Annotated in this window: 30 protein-coding genes and 3 pseudogenes; 15 read left to right on the top strand and 18 right to left on the bottom strand. The window is 58.0% G+C overall.

Going from position 1 to position 22,355, the window contains the following annotated elements; all coding sequences use genetic code 11:
* Positions 1-136: 136 nt before the first annotated feature.
* Positions 137-673 (top strand): annotated as a pseudogene (locus JZX87_RS29635) (LysR family transcriptional regulator); the annotation flags it as partial.
* A gap of 59 nt (positions 674-732) precedes the next feature.
* Here JZX87_RS29635 and JZX87_RS29630 read toward each other — a convergent pair.
* The gene (locus JZX87_RS29630; RefSeq protein WP_206829445.1) at positions 733-2,364 is read right to left on the bottom strand and encodes a GMC family oxidoreductase; all 1,632 of its coding nucleotides are present in this window, start codon (positions 2,362-2,364) and stop codon (positions 733-735) included.
* Positions 2,365-2,546: 182 nt separating this feature from the next.
* Positions 2,547-3,338, bottom strand: a complete 792-nt coding sequence (locus JZX87_RS29625) for an alpha/beta fold hydrolase (protein WP_206829444.1) — start codon at positions 3,336-3,338, stop codon at positions 2,547-2,549.
* Between the two features lie 142 nt (positions 3,339-3,480).
* Between JZX87_RS29625 and JZX87_RS29620 the strand changes: the two genes are divergently transcribed.
* Complete coding sequence (locus JZX87_RS29620) at positions 3,481-3,948, top strand: MarR family winged helix-turn-helix transcriptional regulator (protein WP_148148399.1); 468 nt, start codon at positions 3,481-3,483, stop codon at positions 3,946-3,948.
* Between the two features lie 20 nt (positions 3,949-3,968).
* Here JZX87_RS29620 and JZX87_RS29615 read toward each other — a convergent pair whose 3' ends face one another.
* On the bottom strand, positions 3,969-4,757 hold the full coding sequence (locus JZX87_RS29615; protein WP_206829443.1) for an SDR family oxidoreductase: 789 nt from the start codon (positions 4,755-4,757) through the stop codon (positions 3,969-3,971).
* On the bottom strand, positions 4,754-5,083 hold the full coding sequence (locus JZX87_RS29610) for a nuclear transport factor 2 family protein (protein ID WP_148148401.1): 330 nt from the start codon (positions 5,081-5,083) through the stop codon (positions 4,754-4,756). Before JZX87_RS29610 ends, JZX87_RS29615 begins: the two co-directional genes overlap by 4 nt.
* A 93-nt stretch (positions 5,084-5,176) precedes the next feature.
* On the opposite strand from JZX87_RS29610, the gene JZX87_RS29605 reads away from it, so the two are divergent.
* The gene (locus tag JZX87_RS29605; protein WP_206829442.1) at positions 5,177-6,082 is read left to right on the top strand and encodes a LysR family transcriptional regulator; all 906 of its coding nucleotides are present in this window, start codon (positions 5,177-5,179) and stop codon (positions 6,080-6,082) included.
* Between the two features lie 132 nt (positions 6,083-6,214).
* Here the strand turns inward: JZX87_RS29605 and JZX87_RS29600 are convergent, their stop codons facing one another.
* From JZX87_RS29600 to JZX87_RS29575, 6 genes are read right to left on the bottom strand one after another with little or no spacing between them, the layout of a single operon-like run.
* The gene (locus JZX87_RS29600; RefSeq protein ID WP_206829441.1) at positions 6,215-6,991 is read right to left on the bottom strand and encodes an ABC transporter permease; all 777 of its coding nucleotides are present in this window, start codon (positions 6,989-6,991) and stop codon (positions 6,215-6,217) included.
* Entirely contained in the window at positions 6,991-7,827 is an 837-nt protein-coding gene (locus JZX87_RS29595) for an ABC transporter ATP-binding protein (protein WP_206829440.1), read from the bottom strand. The genes JZX87_RS29600 and JZX87_RS29595 overlap by 1 nt, the downstream gene beginning before the upstream one ends.
* A complete protein-coding gene (locus JZX87_RS29590) occupies positions 7,824-8,273 on the bottom strand; it encodes a GlcG/HbpS family heme-binding protein (protein WP_286195186.1) in 450 nt (149 codons plus the stop codon). Before JZX87_RS29590 ends, JZX87_RS29595 begins: the two co-directional genes overlap by 4 nt.
* Positions 8,266-9,027, bottom strand: a complete 762-nt coding sequence (locus tag JZX87_RS29585; RefSeq protein ID WP_206829439.1) for an SDR family oxidoreductase — start codon at positions 9,025-9,027, stop codon at positions 8,266-8,268. The genes JZX87_RS29590 and JZX87_RS29585 overlap by 8 nt, the downstream gene beginning before the upstream one ends.
* Positions 9,018-10,457, bottom strand: a complete 1,440-nt coding sequence (gene hydA / locus JZX87_RS29580) for a dihydropyrimidinase (RefSeq protein ID WP_206829438.1) — start codon at positions 10,455-10,457, stop codon at positions 9,018-9,020. Before hydA ends, JZX87_RS29585 begins: the two co-directional genes overlap by 10 nt.
* Positions 10,454-11,488 carry an ABC transporter substrate-binding protein gene (locus JZX87_RS29575; protein ID WP_206829437.1) on the bottom strand — a complete coding sequence of 345 codons (1,035 nt, stop codon included), beginning with the start codon at positions 11,486-11,488 and terminating at the stop codon, positions 10,454-10,456. The genes hydA and JZX87_RS29575 overlap by 4 nt, the downstream gene beginning before the upstream one ends.
* A 139-nt stretch (positions 11,489-11,627) precedes the next feature.
* Between JZX87_RS29575 and JZX87_RS29570 the strand changes: the two genes are divergently transcribed.
* On the top strand, positions 11,628-12,350 hold the full coding sequence (locus JZX87_RS29570; protein WP_206829436.1) for a GntR family transcriptional regulator: 723 nt from the start codon (positions 11,628-11,630) through the stop codon (positions 12,348-12,350).
* Between the two features lie 144 nt (positions 12,351-12,494).
* On the opposite strand, the gene JZX87_RS29565 is transcribed toward JZX87_RS29570, so the two are convergent.
* Complete coding sequence (locus JZX87_RS29565) at positions 12,495-12,743, bottom strand: substrate-binding domain-containing protein (RefSeq protein ID WP_206829435.1); 249 nt, start codon at positions 12,741-12,743, stop codon at positions 12,495-12,497.
* Between the two features lie 76 nt (positions 12,744-12,819).
* Here JZX87_RS29565 and JZX87_RS31660 point away from each other — a divergent pair, with 76 nt between their 5' ends.
* From JZX87_RS31660 to JZX87_RS29555, 3 genes are all read left to right on the top strand, one after another.
* Positions 12,820-13,194, top strand: coding sequence for a hypothetical protein (locus JZX87_RS31660; RefSeq protein WP_286195185.1), 375 nt, complete (start codon positions 12,820-12,822; stop codon positions 13,192-13,194).
* A 14-nt stretch (positions 13,195-13,208) separates the two neighbouring features.
* The gene (locus tag JZX87_RS31655; protein WP_286195184.1) at positions 13,209-13,418 is read left to right on the top strand and encodes a hypothetical protein; all 210 of its coding nucleotides are present in this window, start codon (positions 13,209-13,211) and stop codon (positions 13,416-13,418) included.
* 229 nt (positions 13,419-13,647) lie between these two features.
* Positions 13,648-13,944, top strand: a complete 297-nt coding sequence (locus JZX87_RS29555) for a hypothetical protein (protein WP_206829454.1) — start codon at positions 13,648-13,650, stop codon at positions 13,942-13,944.
* Here JZX87_RS29555 and JZX87_RS29550 read toward each other — a convergent pair.
* Entirely contained in the window at positions 13,885-14,163 is a 279-nt protein-coding gene (locus tag JZX87_RS29550; protein WP_206829434.1) for a helix-turn-helix transcriptional regulator, read from the bottom strand. The genes JZX87_RS29555 and JZX87_RS29550 overlap by 60 nt on opposite strands.
* A 17-nt stretch (positions 14,164-14,180) precedes the next feature.
* Entirely contained in the window at positions 14,181-15,503 is a 1,323-nt protein-coding gene (locus tag JZX87_RS29545; protein WP_206829433.1) for a type II toxin-antitoxin system HipA family toxin, read from the bottom strand.
* 304 nt (positions 15,504-15,807) lie between these two features.
* On the opposite strand from JZX87_RS29545, the pseudogene JZX87_RS29540 reads away from it, so the two are divergent.
* A pseudogene (locus tag JZX87_RS29540) lies at positions 15,808-16,119 on the top strand (ATP dependent DNA ligase); the annotation flags it as partial.
* A gap of 245 nt (positions 16,120-16,364) precedes the next feature.
* Here the strand turns inward: JZX87_RS29540 and JZX87_RS29535 are convergent.
* Both JZX87_RS29535 and JZX87_RS29530 read right to left on the bottom strand, forming a co-directional pair.
* Positions 16,365-16,571 (bottom strand): hypothetical protein, encoded by a 207-nt coding sequence (locus tag JZX87_RS29535; protein ID WP_148148403.1) that lies wholly within the window; start codon positions 16,569-16,571, stop codon positions 16,365-16,367.
* Between the two features lie 10 nt (positions 16,572-16,581).
* On the bottom strand, positions 16,582-16,767 hold the full coding sequence (locus JZX87_RS29530; protein WP_148148404.1) for a hypothetical protein: 186 nt from the start codon (positions 16,765-16,767) through the stop codon (positions 16,582-16,584).
* A 203-nt stretch (positions 16,768-16,970) separates the two neighbouring features.
* Here JZX87_RS29530 and ku (JZX87_RS29525) point away from each other — a divergent pair, with 203 nt between their 5' ends.
* Genes ku (JZX87_RS29525) through JZX87_RS29515 form a run of 3 tightly spaced genes read left to right on the top strand, consistent with a single transcriptional unit; the run spans position 16,971 to position 19,026 of the window.
* Positions 16,971-17,876: a non-homologous end joining protein Ku gene (ku, locus tag JZX87_RS29525; RefSeq protein ID WP_206829432.1), complete on the top strand. Its 906-nt coding sequence runs from the start codon at positions 16,971-16,973 to the stop codon at positions 17,874-17,876.
* Between the two features lie 12 nt (positions 17,877-17,888).
* On the top strand, positions 17,889-18,701 hold the full coding sequence (gene ku / locus JZX87_RS29520; RefSeq protein WP_206829431.1) for a non-homologous end joining protein Ku: 813 nt from the start codon (positions 17,889-17,891) through the stop codon (positions 18,699-18,701).
* Position 18,702: 1 nt separating this feature from the next.
* The gene (locus JZX87_RS29515) at positions 18,703-19,026 is read left to right on the top strand and encodes a site-specific integrase (RefSeq protein ID WP_206829430.1); all 324 of its coding nucleotides are present in this window, start codon (positions 18,703-18,705) and stop codon (positions 19,024-19,026) included.
* A 325-nt stretch (positions 19,027-19,351) separates the two neighbouring features.
* Here JZX87_RS29515 and JZX87_RS29510 read toward each other — a convergent pair whose 3' ends face one another.
* Positions 19,352-19,555, bottom strand: a complete 204-nt coding sequence (locus tag JZX87_RS29510) for a hypothetical protein (RefSeq protein ID WP_206829429.1) — start codon at positions 19,553-19,555, stop codon at positions 19,352-19,354.
* A 55-nt stretch (positions 19,556-19,610) separates the two neighbouring features.
* Positions 19,611-19,790, bottom strand: a complete 180-nt coding sequence (locus JZX87_RS29505; RefSeq protein WP_206829428.1) for a hypothetical protein — start codon at positions 19,788-19,790, stop codon at positions 19,611-19,613.
* 116 nt (positions 19,791-19,906) lie between these two features.
* Here JZX87_RS29505 and JZX87_RS29500 point away from each other — a divergent pair, with 116 nt between their 5' ends.
* The 4 genes from JZX87_RS29500 to JZX87_RS29485 all read left to right on the top strand — a co-directional run bounded on the left by JZX87_RS29500 (position 19,907) and on the right by JZX87_RS29485 (position 22,217).
* A complete protein-coding gene (locus tag JZX87_RS29500; RefSeq protein ID WP_206829427.1) occupies positions 19,907-20,173 on the top strand; it encodes a hypothetical protein in 267 nt (88 codons plus the stop codon).
* 290 nt (positions 20,174-20,463) lie between these two features.
* Positions 20,464-21,195: a carboxylesterase family protein gene (locus JZX87_RS29495; RefSeq protein ID WP_206829426.1), complete on the top strand. Its 732-nt coding sequence runs from the start codon at positions 20,464-20,466 to the stop codon at positions 21,193-21,195.
* 105 nt (positions 21,196-21,300) lie between these two features.
* Positions 21,301-21,972 carry an SDR family NAD(P)-dependent oxidoreductase gene (locus JZX87_RS29490; RefSeq protein WP_206829425.1) on the top strand — a complete coding sequence of 224 codons (672 nt, stop codon included), beginning with the start codon at positions 21,301-21,303 and terminating at the stop codon, positions 21,970-21,972.
* Entirely contained in the window at positions 21,966-22,217 is a 252-nt protein-coding gene (locus JZX87_RS29485; RefSeq protein WP_148148414.1) for a hypothetical protein, read from the top strand. Before JZX87_RS29490 ends, JZX87_RS29485 begins: the two co-directional genes overlap by 7 nt.
* A gap of 62 nt (positions 22,218-22,279) precedes the next feature.
* Here JZX87_RS29485 and JZX87_RS32120 read toward each other — a convergent pair.
* Positions 22,280-22,355, bottom strand: a pseudogene (locus JZX87_RS32120) (IS6 family transposase); the annotation flags it as partial.

The raw sequence follows: 22,355 nt of genomic DNA, 5'->3' as shown, positions 1-22,355 counted from the left end.
GAATAATCTAGACTAAATTATTCATCTTTCTATCGACAGCGCGGAGACAAATCCAATAAATGGGAGTAGCAATTTTCAGAACTTTAAATTCTGAAATAAAGACCCGAAGGCAACGAGTGACCTATAGCCGATGCAGATAACCGGCAGACAACGCGCCACCAATTTCGCACTGAGGCATCTAAGATACTTCGTCGCTGTGGTTGAGGAGCGAAATTTCGAGCGCGCCGCAGCAAGGCTCGGCATTGCAAAGCCCGGACTTAGCCAGCAAATCATCGCTCTGGAGGCAATCGTTGGGCTGCCGCTTCTTGATCGCAGCAAGCGCTCGGTGAAGCTGACCCCGACCGGGCACGCCCTGTTCGAAGATGCGGTGAAAATCGTCGCGCAGCCAGATGCGACGCTCACTCAGCTGAAGCGCCTTGGCTGGGGAGAAACAGGCAGGATCACCATCGGCTACGTGGCGTCTGCGGCCTATTCCGGCATCCTGACGGAGTCGCTCGCCTCCTTCCGGCGGGCTCTGCCGGATATCGAGCTGCATCTACTCGAACTGGAAATGCGCCAGCAATTGGCAAAGATTAGGCTAGGCGAACTCGATTTCGGCTACATACGCCTGCCTGCCGCCATCCCTCTTGAACTCAATGCGACGATCGTTCTCAAGGAGCGATTGGTCGCAGCATCGCAGCGAGCATGGTCGCCTGAGACTACAGGCGCCATGCTCGCACATTTCGATCCGGTCTAGCTGACAGCGGCAGTGCTCTGAGCCGTGGGCACCAAGCCATAGGATGCCTTGACCAAGTCGGCCGCTCTCTCACCGATGACTACGCAGGGTGCCATGGTGTTGCCGGTGGTGATCCGAGGCATAATTGACGAGTCAGCGATGCGTAGGCCGTCAATGCCGTAGACCTTTAGTTCGTGGTCAACCACAGACATGCTGTCGCGCCCCATCTTCGCTGTGCTGGTCTGGTGCCAATAGGTAACTGCCGATTGCCGGATGAACTCGATCATTCCTGCCCTGTCGCGCGCTCCTGGAGCTGTTTCTCCCGTCACCAGGGAAGAGAAGGCATCGCTGTTTCCAAGCTCGCGGCATAGGTCTACGGCGATCAAGGCAGCTGCGAGATCTTCCGGCTCGCTGAGAGAATTCGGTTCAATCAGCATGGGATCGTTCACATCAGCCCCGGAGAGCCACAGCCGGCCGCGGCTTTTCGGCTGGGCGAGACCGTTGAACATTGTCCAGCCATGCTCGGGCGTCTCAAGACCGGTCTCTGCCGGCGAAGGAACGGCAAACTCCAACTGGCACTGAAGAATGTCCGGCTGGGTAAGCTGCGAATTGCTCCTCCAATAGAGTTTCGCTTCGCAGCCGGTACCGCCGACGGCCTGCGGCTCTCGATACGACCACGTACAACCGAAAGCGAGATGATCCTGATGATTGCGGCCAACGCCCGGAAGATGCTGGACAAGAGGAATGCCATGCGTGTTCAGCTCGTCTTTCGGACCGATGCCCGACTGCATGAGCACCCTCGGTGTATTGATCGCGCCGAGCGACAGGACTGTCTCGCACTGGGCCGTAAACAGACGGACCTGGCCATCGACAACGACCTCGACACCGGTTACGCGCTTGCCATCGAAGATAAGGCGCGAGACCAGCGCGTCGGTCAGCACCGTTAGGTTAGGCTGCGACATCAGCGGGCGCACATAGGATCCAAACACCGATTCACGCTTGCCGTCCCGGATGCGGAGTTCAGCAATTGATGCACCGCCCGGGCCTTCCATCATCTCACCGTTCGGCGTGTCATAGACGGGGATGCCAATCGTGGAAGCAGCACGCAACATAGCCTCGGCCACCGGCTGCGGAGCACTCGGCTGCGCGACGTATGCCGGACCTCCTACCCCTCGGCGTAGGGGGTCGGGCGTACCCTGCCAGTTTTCGACCCGGCGATAGTAACGGAGGACGGATTCATAACCCCAGGACTCGTCACCGGCCTCACTCGCGAAGTGATCCCAGTCCCCCTTATGGCCCCTCGCCCATACCAGGACGTTGATGCTCGACCCACCACCCAGGCCTTTGCCCATGCTCAGAGGAAGGCGTCGTCCATCCAGGCCAGGTGTCGGTTGACCAACAAAGCCCCAATCCCGGTTCGTTCCGAGATTAAGCGGCCACATGGCCGGGTTCGAGACGGTTTCTGCTTCATCGTCTCCACCAGCTTCAAGTAACAGAACGCTGGCATTGCCGTCTTCGGCCAGTCGCGCAGCGACAACCGAGCCACTAGAACCAGCGCCGCAGACGATAAAGTCGAAAACCTCACTGACTTGGCGCTGTCGGATTGATTTAGGTTCTGGTCCATTTTGGTCAGGAGTATTCAGCTTCACGTGGCTACCTCCGTGAATCGTTTCAAAGAAAATTGAAAAAAGGCTGCAGGATCATAAAGCGAAGGCGCGACGGATTGCTCGGAGGCTGACCGGCGAGCTCTATCGCCTGAACCCTCGCCGCTCAACGCGAAGTGGTCGTCACCGGGGCAGTCGCTGTCCCGGTGACGACGCGTTCTCCGGCATTACTGCTTGGCCGAAACAGCCTTGGCGGCCTGATCTATTGTGTCGGCGACCACAGTCGGCTGCGTCATGAACAGGGCGTGGCTCGCCGATACCTTGATGATCTTTGCCTTGATGCGTTCCGCCATGTGGATCAGCATAGCCTGATCGAAGGCCTTGTCTTCGGTTGCGATGACTGCCCAGTTCGGCTTGGTGCGCCAGGCAGCATTTTCGAGCTTCGTGCCGAAAGCGGCCATATTGATCGGGACCTGCGCATCCCGCATGAATGCCACGTCGGCGTCGCTTACGTCATGAGCGAAGCCGGCTTTGAATTTCGCAGGGCTGACATAGCCAAAACCGTCTTTCGTCGTCTCGATGACGAATTCTGATGCAGGCGCGAACCCTTCATATTGCTGGGCCGTCGTCTCGCCGGCATCTGGCGAAAGTGCAGAAACATAGACGAGGCCCGCAACCTTCGGATCGATGCCTGCTTCCGTGATAACGGTGCCGCCCCAGGAATGCCCGACCAGAATGACCGGACCATCCTGGCGTTCAAGCGCCCGCTTGGTGGCGGCAACATCATCGGCGAGAGACGTCAGCGGGTTCTGCACGATCGTGACGCGATAACCCTGCTTCGTGAGAATGTCGTAAACACCCTTCCATCCCGAGCCGTCCGCAAATGCGCCATGGACGAGCACGACGTTTCTGACGGACTGGGTTGCGGGGATGGAATCGGCGGCATTTGCCGGGATCGTGGTGGACAAAGCAGCAACTGCTGCGATTACGGCTATGGTGGTCGTGGTCTTGCTGTTCATGTTTCTCTCCTCTTATTTTGTGATAATTATTATCGCGATATATTTAAGATGTCAGATATTAATCATGCGGTCAACATAATTATTATCGCGATATTGGTTTCCGCGATTACACTTGTTATATGAAGCTGGACAGGAGTTCCGAATGACCAAACGCCATAACGATCCACCGCCGCTAAAAGACCAGCTATGCTATGCGATCTATACCGCCGGCATTGCCATCCAGCGCGCCTACAAGCCGCTCCTCGATGAGCTTGGCCTGACTTACCCTCAATATCTCGTCCTCAACGTGCTTTGGAGCGAGGATGGGCAAACGGTGGGCTCCATCGCCAATGCCCTCGCCCTGGAATCCAGTACGCTTACGCCGCTTCTGAAGCGTCTCGAGGTATCTGGGCTACTGCAAAGGACCAGGAACTTGAGCAACGAGCGGCAAGTGCTGGTCGCCCTGACCGAAGAAGGCCGCGCCTTGCAGCACAAGGCTGGCTGCCTCAGTGATACCCTGCTTGCGGCCTCGACCCAGACACCGCCGGAACTGGCCGCCCTGAACCGCGACGTTCGTCATCTCCGCAATGCGATCTATTCCCAGATCGGCGGGTGGGACGCACCCGCCTGATCAAATACTTGTGCCAGACCTCAGACTGTCGGGACGGTGCCCCCATCGATGACGAACTCTGCACCGTGGACCGCAGCTGCGCGATCCGAAGCCAGATAGGCGATGAGGTCGGCAACCTCACGTGGCTCGGCCGGACGCCCGATCGGAATTCCGCCGAGACTGTTCAAAACACTCTGTCGCGCGTCCTCGATTGTCCCGCCATTGGCGGCCTGCAATCGCTCAAGCAAATGGACTGACGACTCGGTCATGATCCAGCCGGGAGAGACCACGTTGACCCTCACGCCCTTTGGCCCAAGCTCCTTGGAGATCGACTTGCTATACGTCCTGAGTGCGGCCTTGGCAGCCGCATATGCAGTCGTGGCCTCGGGTAGAGGAAGTACGGACTGGATGGAGGTGACGTGCACGACGGCACCCGCACCCCGTTTGATCATCTGCGGGATCACCAGACGATCAAGACGGACCGTTGCCAGAAGGTTCAGGTTCAGTTCGGCCAGCCAGTGATCGTCCGTTAGCGCGACAAATCCACCGCCTGGCGCCGAAGATCCACCCATGACATGAGCCAGAATATCAATCCCGCCTAAGCGCTCGAGCGCCGCCTTGGCCACGCGCTCCCCGCCCTCGGCCGTGGTCAGGTCCGCCTGGACGAACTCGACGCCGTGGATCGGCTCGGGAGTTCCACGGGCGGCTGTGATAACTTGCGCGCCGCCGGCCAGGAAACGCTCGACGGTGGCGAGGCCCGCACCCTTGGTGCCGCCGCTGACAAGCACGCGTTTTCCTGCGAACTCGGTCGGATCGGTTTTCAGGGTCATGCCGTGATCTCCAGGTCTTTGATGAGGTTGTTTTCGAGCGTGAAGCGATAGGTGAAGCGGATCGGGCTGCGCGGAAAGTCGCCATGGGCGGGGCCTTCGACCACCACGTGATCGCCCTCATCGCGAACGGTATCGGGCGTAAAGATTGCCTTTACGGGAATCACCGCCTCCTCAAACAGACACCGTAGCTCGACATGGCCTTCGTGACGCACACCGTTGTCGTGGACGATGGTATCGGCCGCGAAAGGTCTCAGCATCCCGTTCACATCAAGCTGCGCATTGGCCTCGATGAAATCCGCGATTGGTTTTGGTAGAGCCTGCGTCATGAGCTTTCTCCTTTGGATGCCCAACAGCTAGCACTGGACAATAGCGCGGATAAGTGGGACGAAATCGCACGACGTGATGAACAGATCGGGACAATGGATCAGGCAAGCCTGAAGGAACTTGAAGCAGCTATTGCAATCGCGCGACGCGGGACATTCCGTGCCGCATCGATCGATCTTGGCATTTCAACGACCGCTCTGAGCCATACGATCGGCAGGCTTGAAGCTTCACTCGGCGTGCGACTGTTCAACCGCACCACGCGCAGCGTATCCCTGACGGATGCTGGCCGGCTGTTCATGGAAAACGTTGCGCCATCGCTTCAGGATCTCCATGCAGCTTTGGAGGTGGTTCGTGAGCAACGCGAGACGCCGTCAGGGACGATTAGGATCAATGCAGCGCCTTTTGCCGCTCGCGCCATCATTTCACCGCTCGCACTCGAATTCTTGCGCCGCTATCCCGACATGCATGTCGACATCGTTACGGAGGGAAAAATGGTCGATATCGTAAGAGACGGTTTCGATCTGGGCGTCAGGGTCGCAGGTCTGGTGCCCAGCGACATGATTGCAGTCTCGATCGGCCGGCCGCAGCGCCATGCAGTTGTCGGTACACCTAAATATTTTGAGAAGCACGGGGTGCCAGCCGTTCCGCCAGATCTTCTGAACCACCGCTGTATTCGCGTTCGGTTGCCCGATGGCTCTCTATATCGATGGCGGTTCGAGAAAGACGGAGAGCAGGTACAGGTCGACGTGAGTGGCCCCATTACCCTCGATGAGGCGAGCTTGACGAGAACAGCCATTCTGGAAGGTGCTGGGATCGGCTACACCTTTGAGCAGGACATTTTGCCAGATATCGATACGGGTCGAGTAATTCGCATTCTGGAGGCCTGGACGCCGCCATATCCAGGGCTGTGTCTGTATTATCCGGGGCGCCGAAATTTGTCTGCCGGCGTGCGGGCTTTCCTGGATCTTGCGCGCGAATTTTCGCGAAACGGTAAAGAATGACACGTCCTCGATATCTTCGCCCTGAAGGGATGCGAACCGCCGGCCACTTCAATTCCGACATTGAGGCAGCCAATGTTTCTTCGCGAATTCAGTGAATTAGCACGTCAGCAGAGCTAACGCGCAGGCTCCCCATCACCCCATCGCAAATTCCTGCTTGCGATTGGCCCATCCGCACACCCGCTGCTCGATGACCGCAAAAACGCTATAGAGCGCGATCCCGAGAAATGCCAAGGCGAACAGGCCCGCGAAGGCAAGTGGTACATCGAAGCTTGAGGTCGCCATCATCATCACCGTGCCAATGCCGAGGTTCGAAGCAACGGTCTCAGAAAGGACCGTGCCGACGAAGGCCAGCGTAACCGCCACTTTCAGCGAGGCGAAGAAATAAGGCATGGCGCGGGGAAGGCTGACATTCCAGAGCACCTGCATGCGCGATGCCCCAAGCGCCTTCAGCACGTCTTCCATTTCCGGCTCGGTGGTTGCAAGACCTGTCGCCACGTTGACCACGATCGGGAAAATGCAGGTCGTCAGCGCGGTGAGGACCGCCGGAACCGTTCCCGAGCCAAACCAAAGGACGAAAATCGGTACGACCGCGACTTTGGGAATGGACGAAAAGCCGACGAGCAACGGATAGGCCGTCTTGTAGGCCGTCCGCGAGACGCCGACGAAAACGCCGAGTGCAACGCCGATGATCATGCCGAGAATAAAGCCGACCATGGTTGTGGCGAGCGTCTGCAGTATGTTCGGCCAGAGCGCCGGCATCTGGATGATGAGCGTGGTAAAAACCGCGCTCGGCCGCGGCAGCACGATCGGGCTGATATGGAAGACGACGCAGGCGATTTCCCAAGCGACGAACAGGCCCACGATCAACGAGGCGGACTTCAGGTTTTCCTTGATTTGGGGCGACAGCATCAGGCCTTCTCCACTCCCTGGCGTGCAGCAAAGATAAGCCGCCGCAAATCATTGGTTAGGTCCGTGAACTCGATCTCGAATGTGGTTTCGAGCGTTCTTGGTCTTGGGAAATCCACGGTGCGATCCTCGGTCACGCGCCCTGGACGCGCGCTCATCACCAGTATCCGGCTGGCGAGAAAGGCAGCCTCGCGAAGATCATGGGTGACGAGAAAGACCGTCGGTTTGGTCTCCATCCAGAGATCCTGCAGGATCGCCCAGAGCTCCTCGCGGGTGAACTGGTCGAGCGCTCCGAACGGCTCATCGAGCATCAGCAGCTTTGGAGAGTGGATGAGCGCACGGCAGAGATTGGCGCGCTGCAGCATACCGCCGGAAAGCTCCCAAGGACGTCGATCGCCAAAGCCGGTCAAGCCCACTTTGGCGAGCAGTGCATCGGCACGGTCCCTGAACACCGTATCCTTGTCGCGACTGAACGTGTCGGAATAGGGTTTGACGATTTTCAAAGGCAGCATGATGTTCTGTCGGATCGTCAGCCAGGGCAGCATGGTCGGGTTCTGAAAAGCCATGCCGATGCCAACCTGTTCTGCACCGACTTCGCGCCCGGCAACGAAGACCACGCCTTCCGTTGGCCGAAGCAGACCGGCAACCAGTTTCAGAATGGTGGATTTACCACAACCGGATGGCCCGACCATGGCGACAAAGTCTCCCGGCCGGACCGTCAGATTGGTCTTGTCCAGCGCCAGGAAGGCATTGTCGCCTTTCCCGAAGCGGACCTTCACGTCCTCGAGCTGCGCAATTCTTGCGCCTCTGTGTTCCACGGGAGCGAATGTGGTCGTCATGCAATCTGCCCCTCTTTTATCATTTTCTGAAACACATCGGCCGCCGCCTGTGCGATCTCGAGGTCCTGTTCCCCGGGACCGGACCCCACACCGATGCCGCCGACGATGTGGCCGTGGGCGATCAGCGGCACACCTCCGGGCAGGTTCGTCATTCGGCCGGAGGTTGCCTCGGCCAGCAACAACGCCTTGTCCGGTAAAATATTCCCCGTCGGCTGCCCGGTCGTCGCAGCCGTCATTGCCTTTCGCGTAGCACTTTCGATGGAGAGAACACGCGATCCATCCATGCGGATAAAGGCCAGGAGGTTGCAGCCCTCGTCAACGATCGCAATACATTCCGGCACCTTCATCGCTTCTGCCGCATCGACCGCCGCGGCGAGGACGAGCGAAGCACCACGATGGGTGAGTTTCAGTGCCGGTCTGGTCAGCATGGACATTGGATCAGACATGACGCACGTAACCTCCATCAACGCGGTAGACACTGCCCGTGACGTAGGAGGCCGGACCGCTGCAAAGGAATGAAACGACCGACGCAATCTCTTCGGGCTCCGCGTATCGGCCTGCGGGTATCTGCGCAAAAGACCGCTGGCGGACAGCGTCGACGGGAATGTTCTCACGCTCGGCCGTCGCCTCATCGGTCATTGCGACGCGCTCGGTGGCGACACGTCCCGGCATCAGCACATTCACGGTCACGCCATCCTTGGCGACCTCCGGTGCCAGCGATTTCGACCAGGCGATCAGGCCGGCGCGGATCGTGTTCGAGATACCGAGGACCGGGATAGGCTGCACGGCACCGGTGCTGACGACGGTCACGATGCGGCCACAACCCTTTAACCGCATCGCCGGCAGAAACAGATCAGTCAGCCGGATCACCGACATGGACATCGACCGAAAACTCTCCTCCCAATCGGCCGAGTCGCGCCCGATCGCGCCGCCATAGGGCGGGCCACCGGTATTGTTGATCAGGATATCGACATCGCCGACCGCGGCCGCGAAGGCCTGCAGACTCGCTGTGTCCGACAGATCGACTGGAAACGTCCCGGCAGCGCCGATTTCCTCGGCTGCGGCAGCAAGCGCGACCTTGTCTCGCGCCGCAAGGAGCACGGAGGCACCTTCTGCAGCGAGCGATCTCGCGATTGCCAGCCCCATGCCGCGGTTGCCTCCGAGAACCAGGGCTCGTTTTCCTGCAATCTTCAGATCCATGCGGTGATCTCCCTCGTCTTCCAGGCCGACGATGTCTCTTGTGTCAGAAACTGACCACGCCCCGGCTGCGCCTTCAGTTCGTTGCTCTCAATGATGATATCGCCGCGGCTGATCATGGTTTCCGGCCAGCCCTGGACCTCAAGCCCTTCGAAGGGCGTATAGTCGACATTATGATGCAGGATGTCGTTGGTGATTGTGACCCGCTTTTCCAGGTCCCAGATCGCCAGATCCGCATCGGCGCCCACAGCGATTGTACCCTTGCGTGGATGGAGGCCATAAAGCTTGGCATTGTTCGTGGCGGTCAGCGCGACAAAACGAGGAAGATCGATACGACCCTTCACGACACCTTCGCTGAACAGGATCGGCAGTCGCGTCTCCAGCCCTGGAATGCCGTTGGCAATCGCCCTGAATGATGGATTGGGGCCAGCCTTCAACTTGCCATCCGCATCGAAGCAATACGGCGCATGATCTGAATTGAACACGTCGATCGTGCCGTCCTCGATACCGCGCCAGAGCGCAGCCTGTGCCGCCGTATCCCGCGGCGGTGGGCTGCACATGGCTTTGGCTCCAAGCATATCCGGCATCTCCAGATCGGCCTCGGTGAGGAGCAGGTATTGCGGGCATGTTTCCGCGACCACCACATGTCCTCTTGCACGGGCGCGGCGGATTTCCTCCAGCGGCTCGCCACCCGAGACGTGGACGATGACGAGGGGGACACCGGCGATTTCGGCGAGTGTCACGGCACGATGCGTCGCCTCGCGCTCGACGGGCAGCGGACGCGATGTTGCATGCGCCACCGGTTTCGTCCGGCCCTGCTTCTCCAGACGGTCCGCGAGCCAGCCGATGATCTCGTGGTTTTCCGCATGGATCAGCATCACCGCCCTCTCCTCGCGTGCCGTCTCGAAGACGTCCAGGATCTGGCGATCGCTGAGCTGCATCGCATCATAGGTCATGTAGACCTTGATGCTGGTATGGCCGCGTCGAATGAGTGCAGGTAGTTCCTGGCCGAGAACCGATGCTGTCGGATCGCTGACGATCAGGTGGAAGGCATAGTCCGTGACCGACTGACCCTCGGCGCGGCGGTGATAATCGGCCACGGCCGCGGCTAAGGATTCACCGCGATGTTGGACGCAGAAGGGAACGATCGTTGTCGTTCCCCCGAAGGCCGCGCTGATACTTCCGGATCGAAATCCATCCGCCATCTTGGCACCCTTGGCCGCAAGGCCCGGCGCTTGGGGTTGATCGAGATGGCAATGGGCATCGATACCGCCGGGCATGACGAGCCGCCCGGTTGCGTCGATCACCCGATCGCCATCCACGATACGATCGGCGATCGCGGCGATGCGACCGCCCCGGACGCCAAGGTCCGCTTTCGTCACATCAGAGGCGGTTACGATCGTCCCGCCGCGGATCACCAGGTCAAAGGTCATGCCGGAAGCTTTCTAAGATCGGCCGATGGCAGGAAGGAAGGATCGAAGAGATCTTCTGCCTTCGGCACAGAGGGAAGCGCAAAACCGGCCGCCACGGCTTCCATTGATTTGGAAAGGCGGCCCGTATCGATACCGCCCATGCCGTTCTTCTTGGTCTCGTCAGTGGCGAACTGGTTCTTGATCAGCCAGCGCAGTTTCTGCTCTTCCAGATCGGCATTGATCAGCGGCGAATGAGCCTTCAGTGCTGCAATGGCGGCCTTCGGATCGGCGATCGCCGCCTGATAGCCACGAGCGCTGACGGCGATGAAGGATTTTGCAACGTCGGGACGCTCGGTACGGAACTTCTTCGAGAGCACGATCGCATTGCCGTAGAGATCAAGTCCGGCATCCGAATAATAGAGGATCTTGATGTCGCCCTGTGCAATACCGGCCTTCTGCAGGCCGAAATAGACCGTGGAATCGAAGCCGAGAATGGCGTCGGCGCTGCCGCCGGCCAAAACGGCCTCGCGCAGCTGCAGGCCGACCATGTTCCACTTGATTTTAGCAGCGTCGATCGATGTCGTCTTGGCGTAAGTCGAAAACAAGCGATAGGCACCGTCGGCCGCGGCCGCGCCGATCGTGCGGCCTTCCAGGTCGGAGGGCTTAGTGATCCCGGATTTGGCAAGCGTCACGACCGAAAGTGGGCTCTTGAAATAGAGCATATAAGCGGCGCGTACTTCGGCCGCCGGGTTTTTCGAGTTGAACTCGGCCAGGTTGTTGATGTCGACGGTCCCGCCATCATAGACGCCGGAGCCAGTGCGCGATGCCGCCTCCCCCGAACCACCGCTGGTATCGAACTGGCAGTCGAGGCCCGCTTCCTTGTACCAGCCGTTCTGGGCTGCGAGCAGGTACATGGAGATCGAGCCGTCAAATGGCACGGCAAAGGAAAATTTGACCGACTCGGCCGCCAAGCTGCGTCCAGCCTGAAGAACGAAGGGCGCGGCCAGAGCCGCCTGTAGAATAGTCCGTCTGGAGGTTTTGAATTCGAACATGTCAGTCCCCTTTTGTTGTTGAAGCCGCAAGGGATGTTTTGCAAGGGGCATGCCATTCTGCGAAATGTAATGAAACCAAAGATGCGCTCAACATTGTGCGCAATCTTATGTGTAATGATTAGTCGCGGAGAGCCTAAGCATGAGCCAGAAGACGCGTTTGGTGGGCATGATGAATGATCGCAACCGCCCCCGGACGGACGATGCGGAGGCCGCCTACCAGCATCTGTTCGACGCGATTGTCGACCAGCGTCTGTTGCCAGGAACGAAGCTCACGGAGATCGCCCTGGTCGAAGCATTCGGGGTCGGACGACGTATGGTCGCCACCGCCCTGCAGCGCCTGCACTGGGAAAAGCTTGTCGTTTTCATCCCCAACCGCGGTGCCTATATCGCAGCACCCGACGCCGACGAGGCCCGGCAGGTGTTCGCCGCCCGCGTTGCCATCGAGGCTGGAACGACAGAAGCAGTTGCGCAGGCGGCAGATCCGAAGGCGATTGCCAGGCTGCGCGACAATATCGAGCAGGAACACAAGCTCCGCGAGCAAGGCTACATCCGAGAGGCCATCCACCTTTCCGGCGGCTTCCACACGTTAATGGCGCAACTTTCCGGCAACAGCGTTCTCGCCGACCAGGTTAGGCTGCTGGTGGCCCGGACCAGCCTCATCGTCAACCTGTTCGACAATCAGCTTGGCATGGCTGGCTGGCACGACCACCATGACGACCTGATCAAGTATTGCGAAAATGGCAACGTTGAACAGGCCGTGGCCCTCATGCGCGAGCACATCCTTGAAATTCGTGATGGACTAGCACTGGATCGCCGCCGGCCGGTCGCGTTCGATATGGTCAGGGTGTTCGCAAGAGGCTGAGGGTCTGTCCAGCGATCCAGCTTGCTAGACAAGGCGTTGCGGCAGGTCTGGTCTTGAAGGTATGTGAACCTGCAACCCGCAGGCGAGTTTGTCTAAGCGCTATGAATTCAATTCGTTTGGTAAAGGGGCAGGAGATGACGACATTCAGGCACTGCCGCGAACCATCAGCTTGCCAGGAAGGATGCTGGTTGTCATCTCGTGGAGCGGCACCTTTGCACCGACTTCGATCAGGTCAACCACCTCGTTGATCATGCGGATGATCGGTTGGCGGATCGTGGTAAGCCGATAGGACGTCCAGCCCACCATGGGTATGTCATCGAAACCGATGAGGGAGAGATCGTCCGAAGTCAAAAATCCCAGGTCGCGCGCTGCGTCGATGGCGGCGAGCGCCATGATGTCATTGCATCATAACAGAGCGTCCGGCCGTACATTGTTCGTTAGAATCGCCTGTGCCGCGGTATAGCCGCTGTTGATCAATGCCTTGCGCGCTCATTCGTCAGAGTTGGGTATCATTGCGGGCATCAGCTCAGCAAAAGCCGCGGGATTGATTGAGATCGTGCGCGATGAAAACGATCATCGTCTTCCGTGCGCTGCTCGTCTAGCGATGTCTTTAGTCGCCGATCAGATCGAGGCACTTTCGCGACAAATTGGGGAGATCGAACGGGAGATAGTGCAAGAAGCAAAACGAGATGACATGCGACGCCTAGCAACTATACCGGGTGCCGGTGTGATCACCGCCGCATCTATCATGGCGCTTTTACCGGACCCCGCCGCTTTCAAATTTTGCCGCTTGGCTGGGATTAACGCCCAAATTCCCATTCAAGCGGAGGCAAAGAGCGGTTAGGAGGTATATCGAAAATGGGTAATCGCGAACGTCGTACTCTGCTAGTGCTCGGGGCGACCTCAGTGCTGCGACGAATAAGGGGCAATGATAAGGCACCGGATTGGCTGAGTGCTCTTCTCTCGCGCAGACCTTACAAAATCGTGGCCATCACGCTCGCGAACAAGGTCGCCCGGATCATTTCGGCACTCCTGACAAGGGGTGGATATACGGGGGTCTTGAGGTAGCGAAAGGCGCAGTGAGCGCTTGAGGCTTGACAACAATGCAAGAAACCGACCGGTGCGGTAGCCGGGTGAAGTAAGGTGCCGAAACAGACGATGATCCAATGGGACGAAATCCCGATGCAGGATAGGCCTTATGAGACAATACGATCAAATCGCGCGTAACTGATTAGCCCCTCGCATCGCGGACTTCATCGAGGCCAGCGGTACCGCACCGCGCTAAAAGGCTGGACATATGACCGCACCGTTCCCGTGCGACGCTGTCGAAAGAAAGCACTTGCCCGAAGGGCCGTTCCACATATTCCTCATGGTCAGCCTTCTCTTTGCCGGCATCAAAATCTCCACGTTGCGCGTGGTTCAATTGATGCCAAAGTTGCTGACCCAAGAGGTATACTTCAGTGTCGAAAAGCGGCCGGTATTTGATCGGAATGCCGGCCGGCTTCACGTCGGAATCCGCATACGGGTGCCTAAGTCAACCGCCTTTGGGTGTAAAACCAACCCCGAAACCGAACACTCGACCAATCTTTTCTAGAGTCTCAAGTGTAGGATTTGCGGTCCCGGCTTCGATCTCCGCAACCTGTCGTCTGGTAAGCGACAGCGTCTTTGCAAACTCTTCCTGCGTCATGCCGAACCCTTTCCGGATCTCCGCGACCGCACCGGGCAGCCTCGGGTCCCCAGTTCGAGCACGTTCCGCTAGTGTTCGCCGATTCTCCAGAATCTCCTCTTTCGTCGGCTTCTTCCATCGAGCCATTTAGCGGTCCTTCGCCATCATTGACACGCCGCCAGAACGCTGTCCGCTATCGCGATACAGCGACCCATCGCACGATCCAGAATCTCCGCAGGCGCGCTCAAATTTTTCGCCATTGTTGGAGCCTGAAGCAGGTGTTCGGCAAACGTCGTAAGCGTAGCTTCGAGAGCACTCTGCTCAGCAGGATCACGCATCAGTTTGCCGCAAATTTGCTTCCAGTCGGGAAGATGATCGCGACCACCGTCCCGCATCATCGCCCATCGGGTGGAGCGAACAATCCCCTCCTTCGCGAGCCGCATGGGTGCGAAATCAAAGAGCGGAGAGAGGCGGATCGCTCCGTCGTGATGCTTGCTGAGTGCAGAATTTCGGCCGTGGTTGTCGGGATTGCCAAGCGCTAGGTTGGCGATGTCGCGCTTCAGGTATTCAACAATGTCCGCGAAGGGATCGGCCGAATATTGGCGCAGAACGTCGATATAGGCCTCATGCGTGCCGACATGGCCGAAATCGGCAATACCGATCGCAGACACAAGGCTTTCCTGCCCGAGTCGGACGGTTCCGCCGCCTTCCTTGTTCTTCCGGTCGAAACGGGGAATGATCAGAACACCTTCGGCATAGGTCGAGGGTTCGCTGACATTCAGATCGATCTCCTGAGCGATCCGCGAATAGAGGGCTTCGCCTTCGAGAATCAGGCGGTCCACAGGCTCGTTACTGCGCACCAGCTTGACGATGACATGGCGCACGGCCTCGTCATCATTCACGAAGCTGTCGGGATAGTAGAGCCCGTTAGTCGCCTGTGTCATCGAGACCTTTGGCCATTCGCCTTGCAGTCCGCTTGAGCCGGAGGCGAGCATTCCAAAACGATCGGCGACTTCCATGAAGCGATCGGATCGCTCAAGGATTTCCACCTCTGTCACCCCTTGGCGCTCAACGCCTCGCAGGCGTTCAGTTTCTGCCTCAGCTGCTTCTTTGATGCGGATATTGCCTATGCCGCCCGTTGCCGATCGCAGAAGCAGTGGCAGATCAGAAGCGCGCGAGCCTTCAGTAAGGCCGAGGTGCTCGGCAAGCTTTCGCCTTGCATGCCCCTGGGGCATAAGATCCAAGAGGAAGGGCGGCCAGCTGCGGCTATATCGAGTTTCGAGATCGACGGGATAACGGACGGACAAAGCGCGATGATCACGGATCGTTTTTCCAGCAGAAAACTCCGCCGATGCCACGGTGATGAAATAGTCGAGATCGTAATCGACGATCGACGCACCTTGGAAGCCGGCCGCGTCATCTTTGATTTCCAATGTCGCAGCGTGATGCCACTCGCCGTCAAAATGGGTTTGGAGCGTTAGGCGCATTAATTGACCCTTTCAATGGTTCAAATAATGCATTTTCCGAAATTATTCAACCCATCAAAGTGGGTCGAATAATTGTTGTCAGAGCTGCCAGCTACAGAAACGGTCAGGGAAGCCTCTGATCCGGCTGACCGTCTTCCGGCCACGCAACGCACTGTTGCAGGCGAACAGCATGAGGACAGGCTGAGCACTGGTGTCATACATGTTGTTTTCCATGCGGAACTGAGCCGGTGGGGTGCGAATAACCGGCTCAGTTCCGCGTGGAAACGTATGGCCCGCCCTTCGTCGATTACGAACGATCGAGCGTGCCCGTGGAGGGATCGGCAGCCTGCTTCTTGCCGCTCGACGTGGATCAGTCTGGGTCTCGGTCGGATCGGTCGGGACCGGGTTCAAGGAACGCGATGCGGTCTATCTCAAAACGACGCTCGACAAGCTGAAGACGAAACAGCCGGTCGTGCCGATGACGGGAAAGAACCTCGTGTTCGCGCAGCCGACCTTGATTGCCGAGATCGAGTTTCGCGACTGGACCGATGACGGCAACCTTCGCCATGCCTCTTACAAAGGTTTGTGCGATGTTCAGGACAATGCCGCAGTTTTTGATATCGAGGACAAGCCCTGAAACGAAAAAGCCTGCCGCGGGAGGTGCGGCAGGCTTTTCGAATGAAGTGAACGACGACTGGGAGGAGGATGCCGCCATTCTGTCAGGAGCCCTTGGGAGGAGGAGTAAGGCCACCTGAATGACGAAGCTTCGCGGGAGGAGGTGCGTCGCTTCGTTGGACATCATCTAACCCGCCCAACGCTGCTTCGAAAATAGGCGATGCGACAGAACAGCTATGCCCGAAGCACATACCGAGCTAGCGGTGGTCAGGTTGCCGCCGGCCAGTCGTTCGCAGGCTCGTCAATCACACCGGGCTCATCCGCAGGATCTGGGTCCTCGTTATACGCGCGCCGCATATCTGCCAGTTCCTTCTCCATCGCCGCGATCACCTCGGGCGTTTTCGATCCGGCGGTTACGTAATAATCGACGAGCTGTTCTAGCTTAAGGCGAAGATCGCCTGCGATACTGGTCATGGTGCCACCCTCAATGTTTGGCCGGTCGATGATCGCCCTTATCGCCCTCGCCCGGTTTGGCCACGGTTTTGGCCTTCTGGCGCTTGTCGGCCGAAAGCGACCGCCCAACGTCGACGCTCTCCTTGAACTGGCCCTTCTCGTCACGGCGGACGTAGCGCTTGTCGGTCCCGGTATCGATCAGCTCTCTCTTCGACATCTGAAGTCTCCGTCGGTTGCGATATGCGGATAACTCGCGCGCGGCCGAAAAGATGCATCGAATCCAGAGGCTTGATTTGAATCTCATGGTTGTGGTGGAAAAATGAATCAAGCCATTGAAAATGATTCATTTTTCGAATCGGAACTGAGTGGCGACTGACGCAGTTGAATCGCATAGGTTGCGTCCTGTGCGAGGAGTTCGATATGGCCGGTCAGCGTGCTCAGTGGAAAGGTTTTATCAAGTTCGGTGAGGTGTCGTGTGGCGTAGCGCTTTACACCGCCGCCTCGACCTCCGAGCGGATCACCTTCAACACGATCAACACCGCGACTGGAAACCGGGTTAACCGCGTGTTCATCGACAGTGACACGGAAGAGCCCGTGCCGAAAGAAGCCCAGACCAAGGGTTTCGACATCGAGAATGGCCAATACATTATGATCGATCCGGATGAAGTGGCAGCCACCATTCCAGAAAGCAACAAGACGCTGGAGGTGGAAGCCTTTATTCCCTGCTCCGACGTCGACGATATCTACTTCGACAAGCCTTACTACCTTACACCGGATAAGATGGGCACGGATGCGTTCGCCGCTCTGAGGGACGGCATGCGCGAGTCCAAGGTTGCCGCAATTGCTAGGACCGTGCTCTTTCGGCGGATGCGGACCGTTCTCATCCGGCCGCACGGCAAGGGTCTGATCGCCACCACACTGAACTATGATTACGAGGTCCGCTCGTCGAAGAAGGCGTTTGAGGACATGCCGAAGATCAAGATCCAGGGCGAGATGCTCGATCTCGCCAAGCACATCATCTCGACGAAGAAGGGCGATTTCGATCCGGCGGTCTTTGATGACCGTTATGAGGCGGCACTCGCCGAGCTGGTGAAAGCCAAGATCGAAGGCAAGGCATTGCCCAAGCGCAAGAAAGTCGAGGTCTCCAAGCCTAACGATCTGCTCACGGCGCTGCGCGAAAGCGCCGGCCTCGGCAAATCCAAGGACGACAACCCGAAACGCACTGCAGCCAATGCCAGCACAGGTGCTGGCAGGCAGCGAGCCGCGCACGGGGTGGCCAAGGGGTCCGCCGCTTCAAAAGCCGCCCCGCAGCGCAAGGCTGGATGAGGAGAAAAGTTCATGGCACTTCGGCCCTATTGGAAAGGCTATCTGAAACTTTCGCTCGTCACCTGCCCGGTCTCGATGATGCCGGCGACGTCGGAAGCAGAGAAAGTTCGGTTTCATACGCTGAACAAGGAGACTGGCAACCGCGTCGTCTCCCAGTACATCGACTCGGTCACCGGCAAGCCGGTCAAGGACGACAATGAGGCCAAGGGCTATGCCCGCGGCGAGAACGATTATATCATTCTGACCGACGACGATCTTGATGCGGTGGCGCTTGATACGGTGAAGACCATCGATATCGACAAGTTTGCACCCGCTGACAGCATCGAGTGGGTCTATCTGGAAAAACCGCATTACCTGATGCCGGACGATCCGGTCGGGCATGAAGCCTTTGCCGTGATCCGGGATGCAATGAAGGCAGACAAGGTCGTCGGTATTTCGAAGCTGGTGATCGGTCGCCGCGAGCGCGCGGTGGTGCTTGAGCCCCGCGACGATGGCATCGTGCTCTGGTCGCTTCGCTTCGGCGATGAGGTACGGCCAGAGGAAAACTATTTTGAGAATATCGATGCCGAAGCGGATAGAGAACTCATTCCCCTCGTCCAGAAGCTGATCAAGCAGAAGACGGCGCGGTGGTCGCCGGAAATGGTCAGCGATCCAATCCAGGAGAGCCTGCTCAAATTGATTGAGCAGAAGAAAAAGCAGCTTAAGGCAAAGAAGCCCTCCAAGGGCAAAAAAGCGGAAGCGGCACCAGCTTCGAATATCGTGAACATCATGGATGCTCTACGGAAGAGCGTTGAGGCAGATCTCAAGAAGAAGAAAGCCAGCTGATATGCAGGAAGAAACCGAGATCCGTCTGTGTGAACCCGCACCGTTCATTCATTTCGAGAACGGGCAGATCGCCGTCACCGATGGCTCATCCGTCTGGCTGGTCATCGTCACGTGCGAAGCGATGAAGGCAACAGCGGCTCCACCAGAGAAATCTTTGCGGCGGCTCATCCGCTACGCCGAATTTTATCGCGACTTGGCGGCGACTGGCATAAGACGCGGCGAGGATGTAGATGGGAAGGTATGGGTGCGCGAAAGCGACGTACTCGCCGCCCGAGCATCGCGTCGCGCGATAGCCCAGGATCCGCGGGCGTTGGATAGCGTTTGAGCAGCGAGCGTCCTTCATTCCCTCGCACGCCGGACGGTCGATATATGGTCGTGCGTAGTCGGCTTTGGCGGGTCAGCAATCCACATTTAGCAGATTCCGAACGACAAGCGCTCGTCTCGGAGCTGATGGCTGCACGTAGGGCTGTCAAAGATGTGAAGGGTGATGTCGAGAAGACGAAGATTGCTCGCCAGCGCGTGGAAGCCGCGAAAATCTGTCTCGGGGAACGCGGCCCCGTTTGGTGGAGCGATGGTGAGCCGGACTACAATCGAAAGTTTGCCAGGAACACGCCATATCGGGATTGGTTCGAAAGCTTGGCGCGGTTGCCTTAGGGTTTAGACCCGCCCGACGGGTTAGAGGGAGCCGCAAGGTTTTCCGGCTCACCCTGGGCTGGCGCCGACACAGATGCGGTCGTTCGGGGATCTGTCGCGGGGCCGATCAGGTAACTTGCTGCAATCGCCGCGACGACAACGATCATAGCGGTTGCTCCGAGCCGGGCTATCCGCTTGTTCGTCCGGTTGGTATCACTCATCTCGCCTCCTCATACTCATACTTATACTCAAACTGCTCTTCCTTTGGACACAGCCTCAACTCCCCGGCGACGGTTCTGCCGCCTCTGCGCCAGCCTGCCCGGTGTTCGGTACATCTTCGCTGCGGGATGTTCTATCCCCGCTCCCTCTCTCTTCCTGCCGCTTCAAATCGCGCTCGATGGTCTCGCGCGAGCCTTCAGCAGGATCCTGCTCAGGGTGGTCTTTCGGGTCGGTCATCTTCGTATCTCCTCTGTCTGTGTCGAACCCGATCCACGGCCGAAAAGTTCCGCCAGAAGACGCGGATTGATTTCGTCATCTTCAGTGCTTGACTGCGAACTGGCAGGCGAGATCTCTTGGTTATGAAACGGATATCCCCGCCCACGACCAACCAGCAGCCTGATCGATTCCTGCAACGTCAGGAAGCGATGGCGGGCGGGTTCACCAATGTCGCTATGGCCGCTGTTGAAGCCGGCTGGAAGCCTGAAGACGTTGCATCGGCTATGGTGGAGTTGGCCGATCATATGATGCTGGGCGTTATTGCCAACCGCGACCTCGACCAAGACCTTTCGATCTGGGCAAAAGAACTGCCAAAGGGCGCAACGTTTAACGCTCGGATTTAGACAATCGGGACGTCGCCAGCTTTTCGGGATACTGCGAATTCGACGACTGCAAAGAATGGGGATGCTACGGCTTTGAGAAAAGCCGTACCGTCACGCGCTGGTTCTGCTCCGAGCACCAGCCTCGCCTTTATCGCGGACTGCCTCGGCATGGTGAGGCAAGGCTCGCTGCAGCCGAGATCGCCGACATGCTGAAGTGAATTACCCACCAGGCCGGAGAATTGCGTGGACTAGGTTGTTTAAACGCAAGCGCATGTGCCAACTTAAACAATCGTCTAGGAGGAGGTGAACGGATGAAACCATGGATTTTATCTGCGGCTTTGGTTGCCGCGTTGGGAACGTGCACGGTTGGAGCGGTCCACGCCGAACAGGTGGCGACGACATCGACAGCAGCCGTGAAGAGCGACCTCAACTACCTTATGTACACGCCGGATGGATATGAGGCTTCGAAGGACACCTACCCGCTCGTTGTATGGCTCCATGGAGGGGATCAGGGCGGAAACGACATCGAGAAGGTCAAATCGAGCGGCATCCCCAAGCTGATCGCAGGTGGAAAGCAATTGCCGTTCCTTGTCTTCTCGCCTCAGAACCCGAGCGAGGAACTGCTCTATCCAATAGAGAAGGTGGAAGCGGCGCTTGAAGAGGTTATCTCGAAATACCGGGTCGATAGCTCCCGCATCTACGTCGTTGGCTATAGCCGGGGCGGTTTTGGGGCGTGGGCCTTGGCTGAGCAGTTCCCCGAAAGGTTTGCCGCCGTGGTTCCTATCGCAGGCGGTGGAAACCGCCACTATCTGAACAGGACGAACGAGAAGGCTGCCTTCTGGGTCTTCCACGGCACAAACGACGACGTCATTCCGCTGTCTGATTCGGTAATCATGTATGAGCGCCTCAAGTCCCTGAAACGTGATGCACGGCTCTCGGTCTTGGAAGGTGTAAGCCATTCTGACGTAGAAATGTCAGTGCTTAATGACCCGGAGCTATGGGATTGGCTGCTGAAGCAACGTCTTGCGGTTGCCCCCAAGTAGTCTGCCCGCCGCTGTGTCCTCTCTACGCGGCTGGCAAAGTTCGATCTCGATGGTCTTCTCTGGTAGCAAATCCTACAAGGACGGTGCCAATTGCAGTCTCTACCCATGGGTTTCCGAGCAGTAGTGATCGGCGCAAGCGGAGGGATTGGTTCGGCTATCTGCAGCCATTTGAGCGCGCAGCTGAACGTTGGCGACGTCGTAGCGTTGTCTCGAAGCAGTGGCGGCCTTGACCTACTTGATGAGGGAACGGTTGCCGCTGCGGCTGAAAAGCTATCGGGGAAGGCATTGGATCTTATTGTCTGTGCGACTGGAGCCTTGACGATAGATGGCCGCGGGCCGGAGAAATCTCTTCGGGAAATAGACCCAGACGCAATGCTTCGTCAGTTTCATATCAACGCAGTTGGTCCGGCACTCATCGCAAAGCACTTCTTGCCACGGCTCAATCGTCAGAGCCGATCCATCGCGATTTTCCTTTCGGCACGAGTAGGCTCGATCGGCGACAACCGACTTGGTGGCTGGATTTCGTACCGATCTTCAAAAGCCGCGCTCAATCAGATCGTAAGGACGGCCTCTATCGAGCTATCGCGGACTCATCCTCAGGCAGTGATAGCCGCCGTGCATCCAGGCACCGTGCAAACAAGGCTATCAGCCCCTTATTCTGACAAACACCCGACAGTCAGTTCGGATGAGGCCGCAACATCAATCCTTCAAGCTGCCGACCATCTTGATGAAACTGGCAAGTTCATCGCCTATGACGGGAGGAGCATCGAATGGTAACGATGACCATCGGAGACCTCATCGATCTGTACCGTCCACATTTACTCGATGAGACAGTGGGGGTGCAGAGGAGTTGGGAGGATACGTTCAAATACACGCTCAAAGTCTATCCGAAGGACACGCCGTTGGAGGCCTTTGATCTCAACCATCTGGCTGCTGAAATGAAGGCCTCGGGCGTGAATAACGCTTTCGTAAACGGCTATATCGAACGTTGGCGTCGCGTGATCGCGCACATCAGAGTTTGAAGGGTGATGTCACCTTAACTTGAATTCGGATGCGTGGGAGACTTCTGCCTTGAGGATCGACCTCAGGCCATGGCTTCGGCTGCAACTTTCCACTCTGCGATCGCCTGGATACGGTGAACGCGGTTTTGGAATGCGGAG

It is taken from the genome of Agrobacterium sp. Ap1 (assembly GCF_017313375.1).
Lineage (GTDB): Bacteria > Pseudomonadota > Alphaproteobacteria > Rhizobiales > Rhizobiaceae > Neorhizobium > Neorhizobium cellulosilyticum.
The sequence above is the reverse complement of the archived record's forward strand: the minus strand, read 5'-3'. Positions and strand labels throughout refer to the sequence as shown.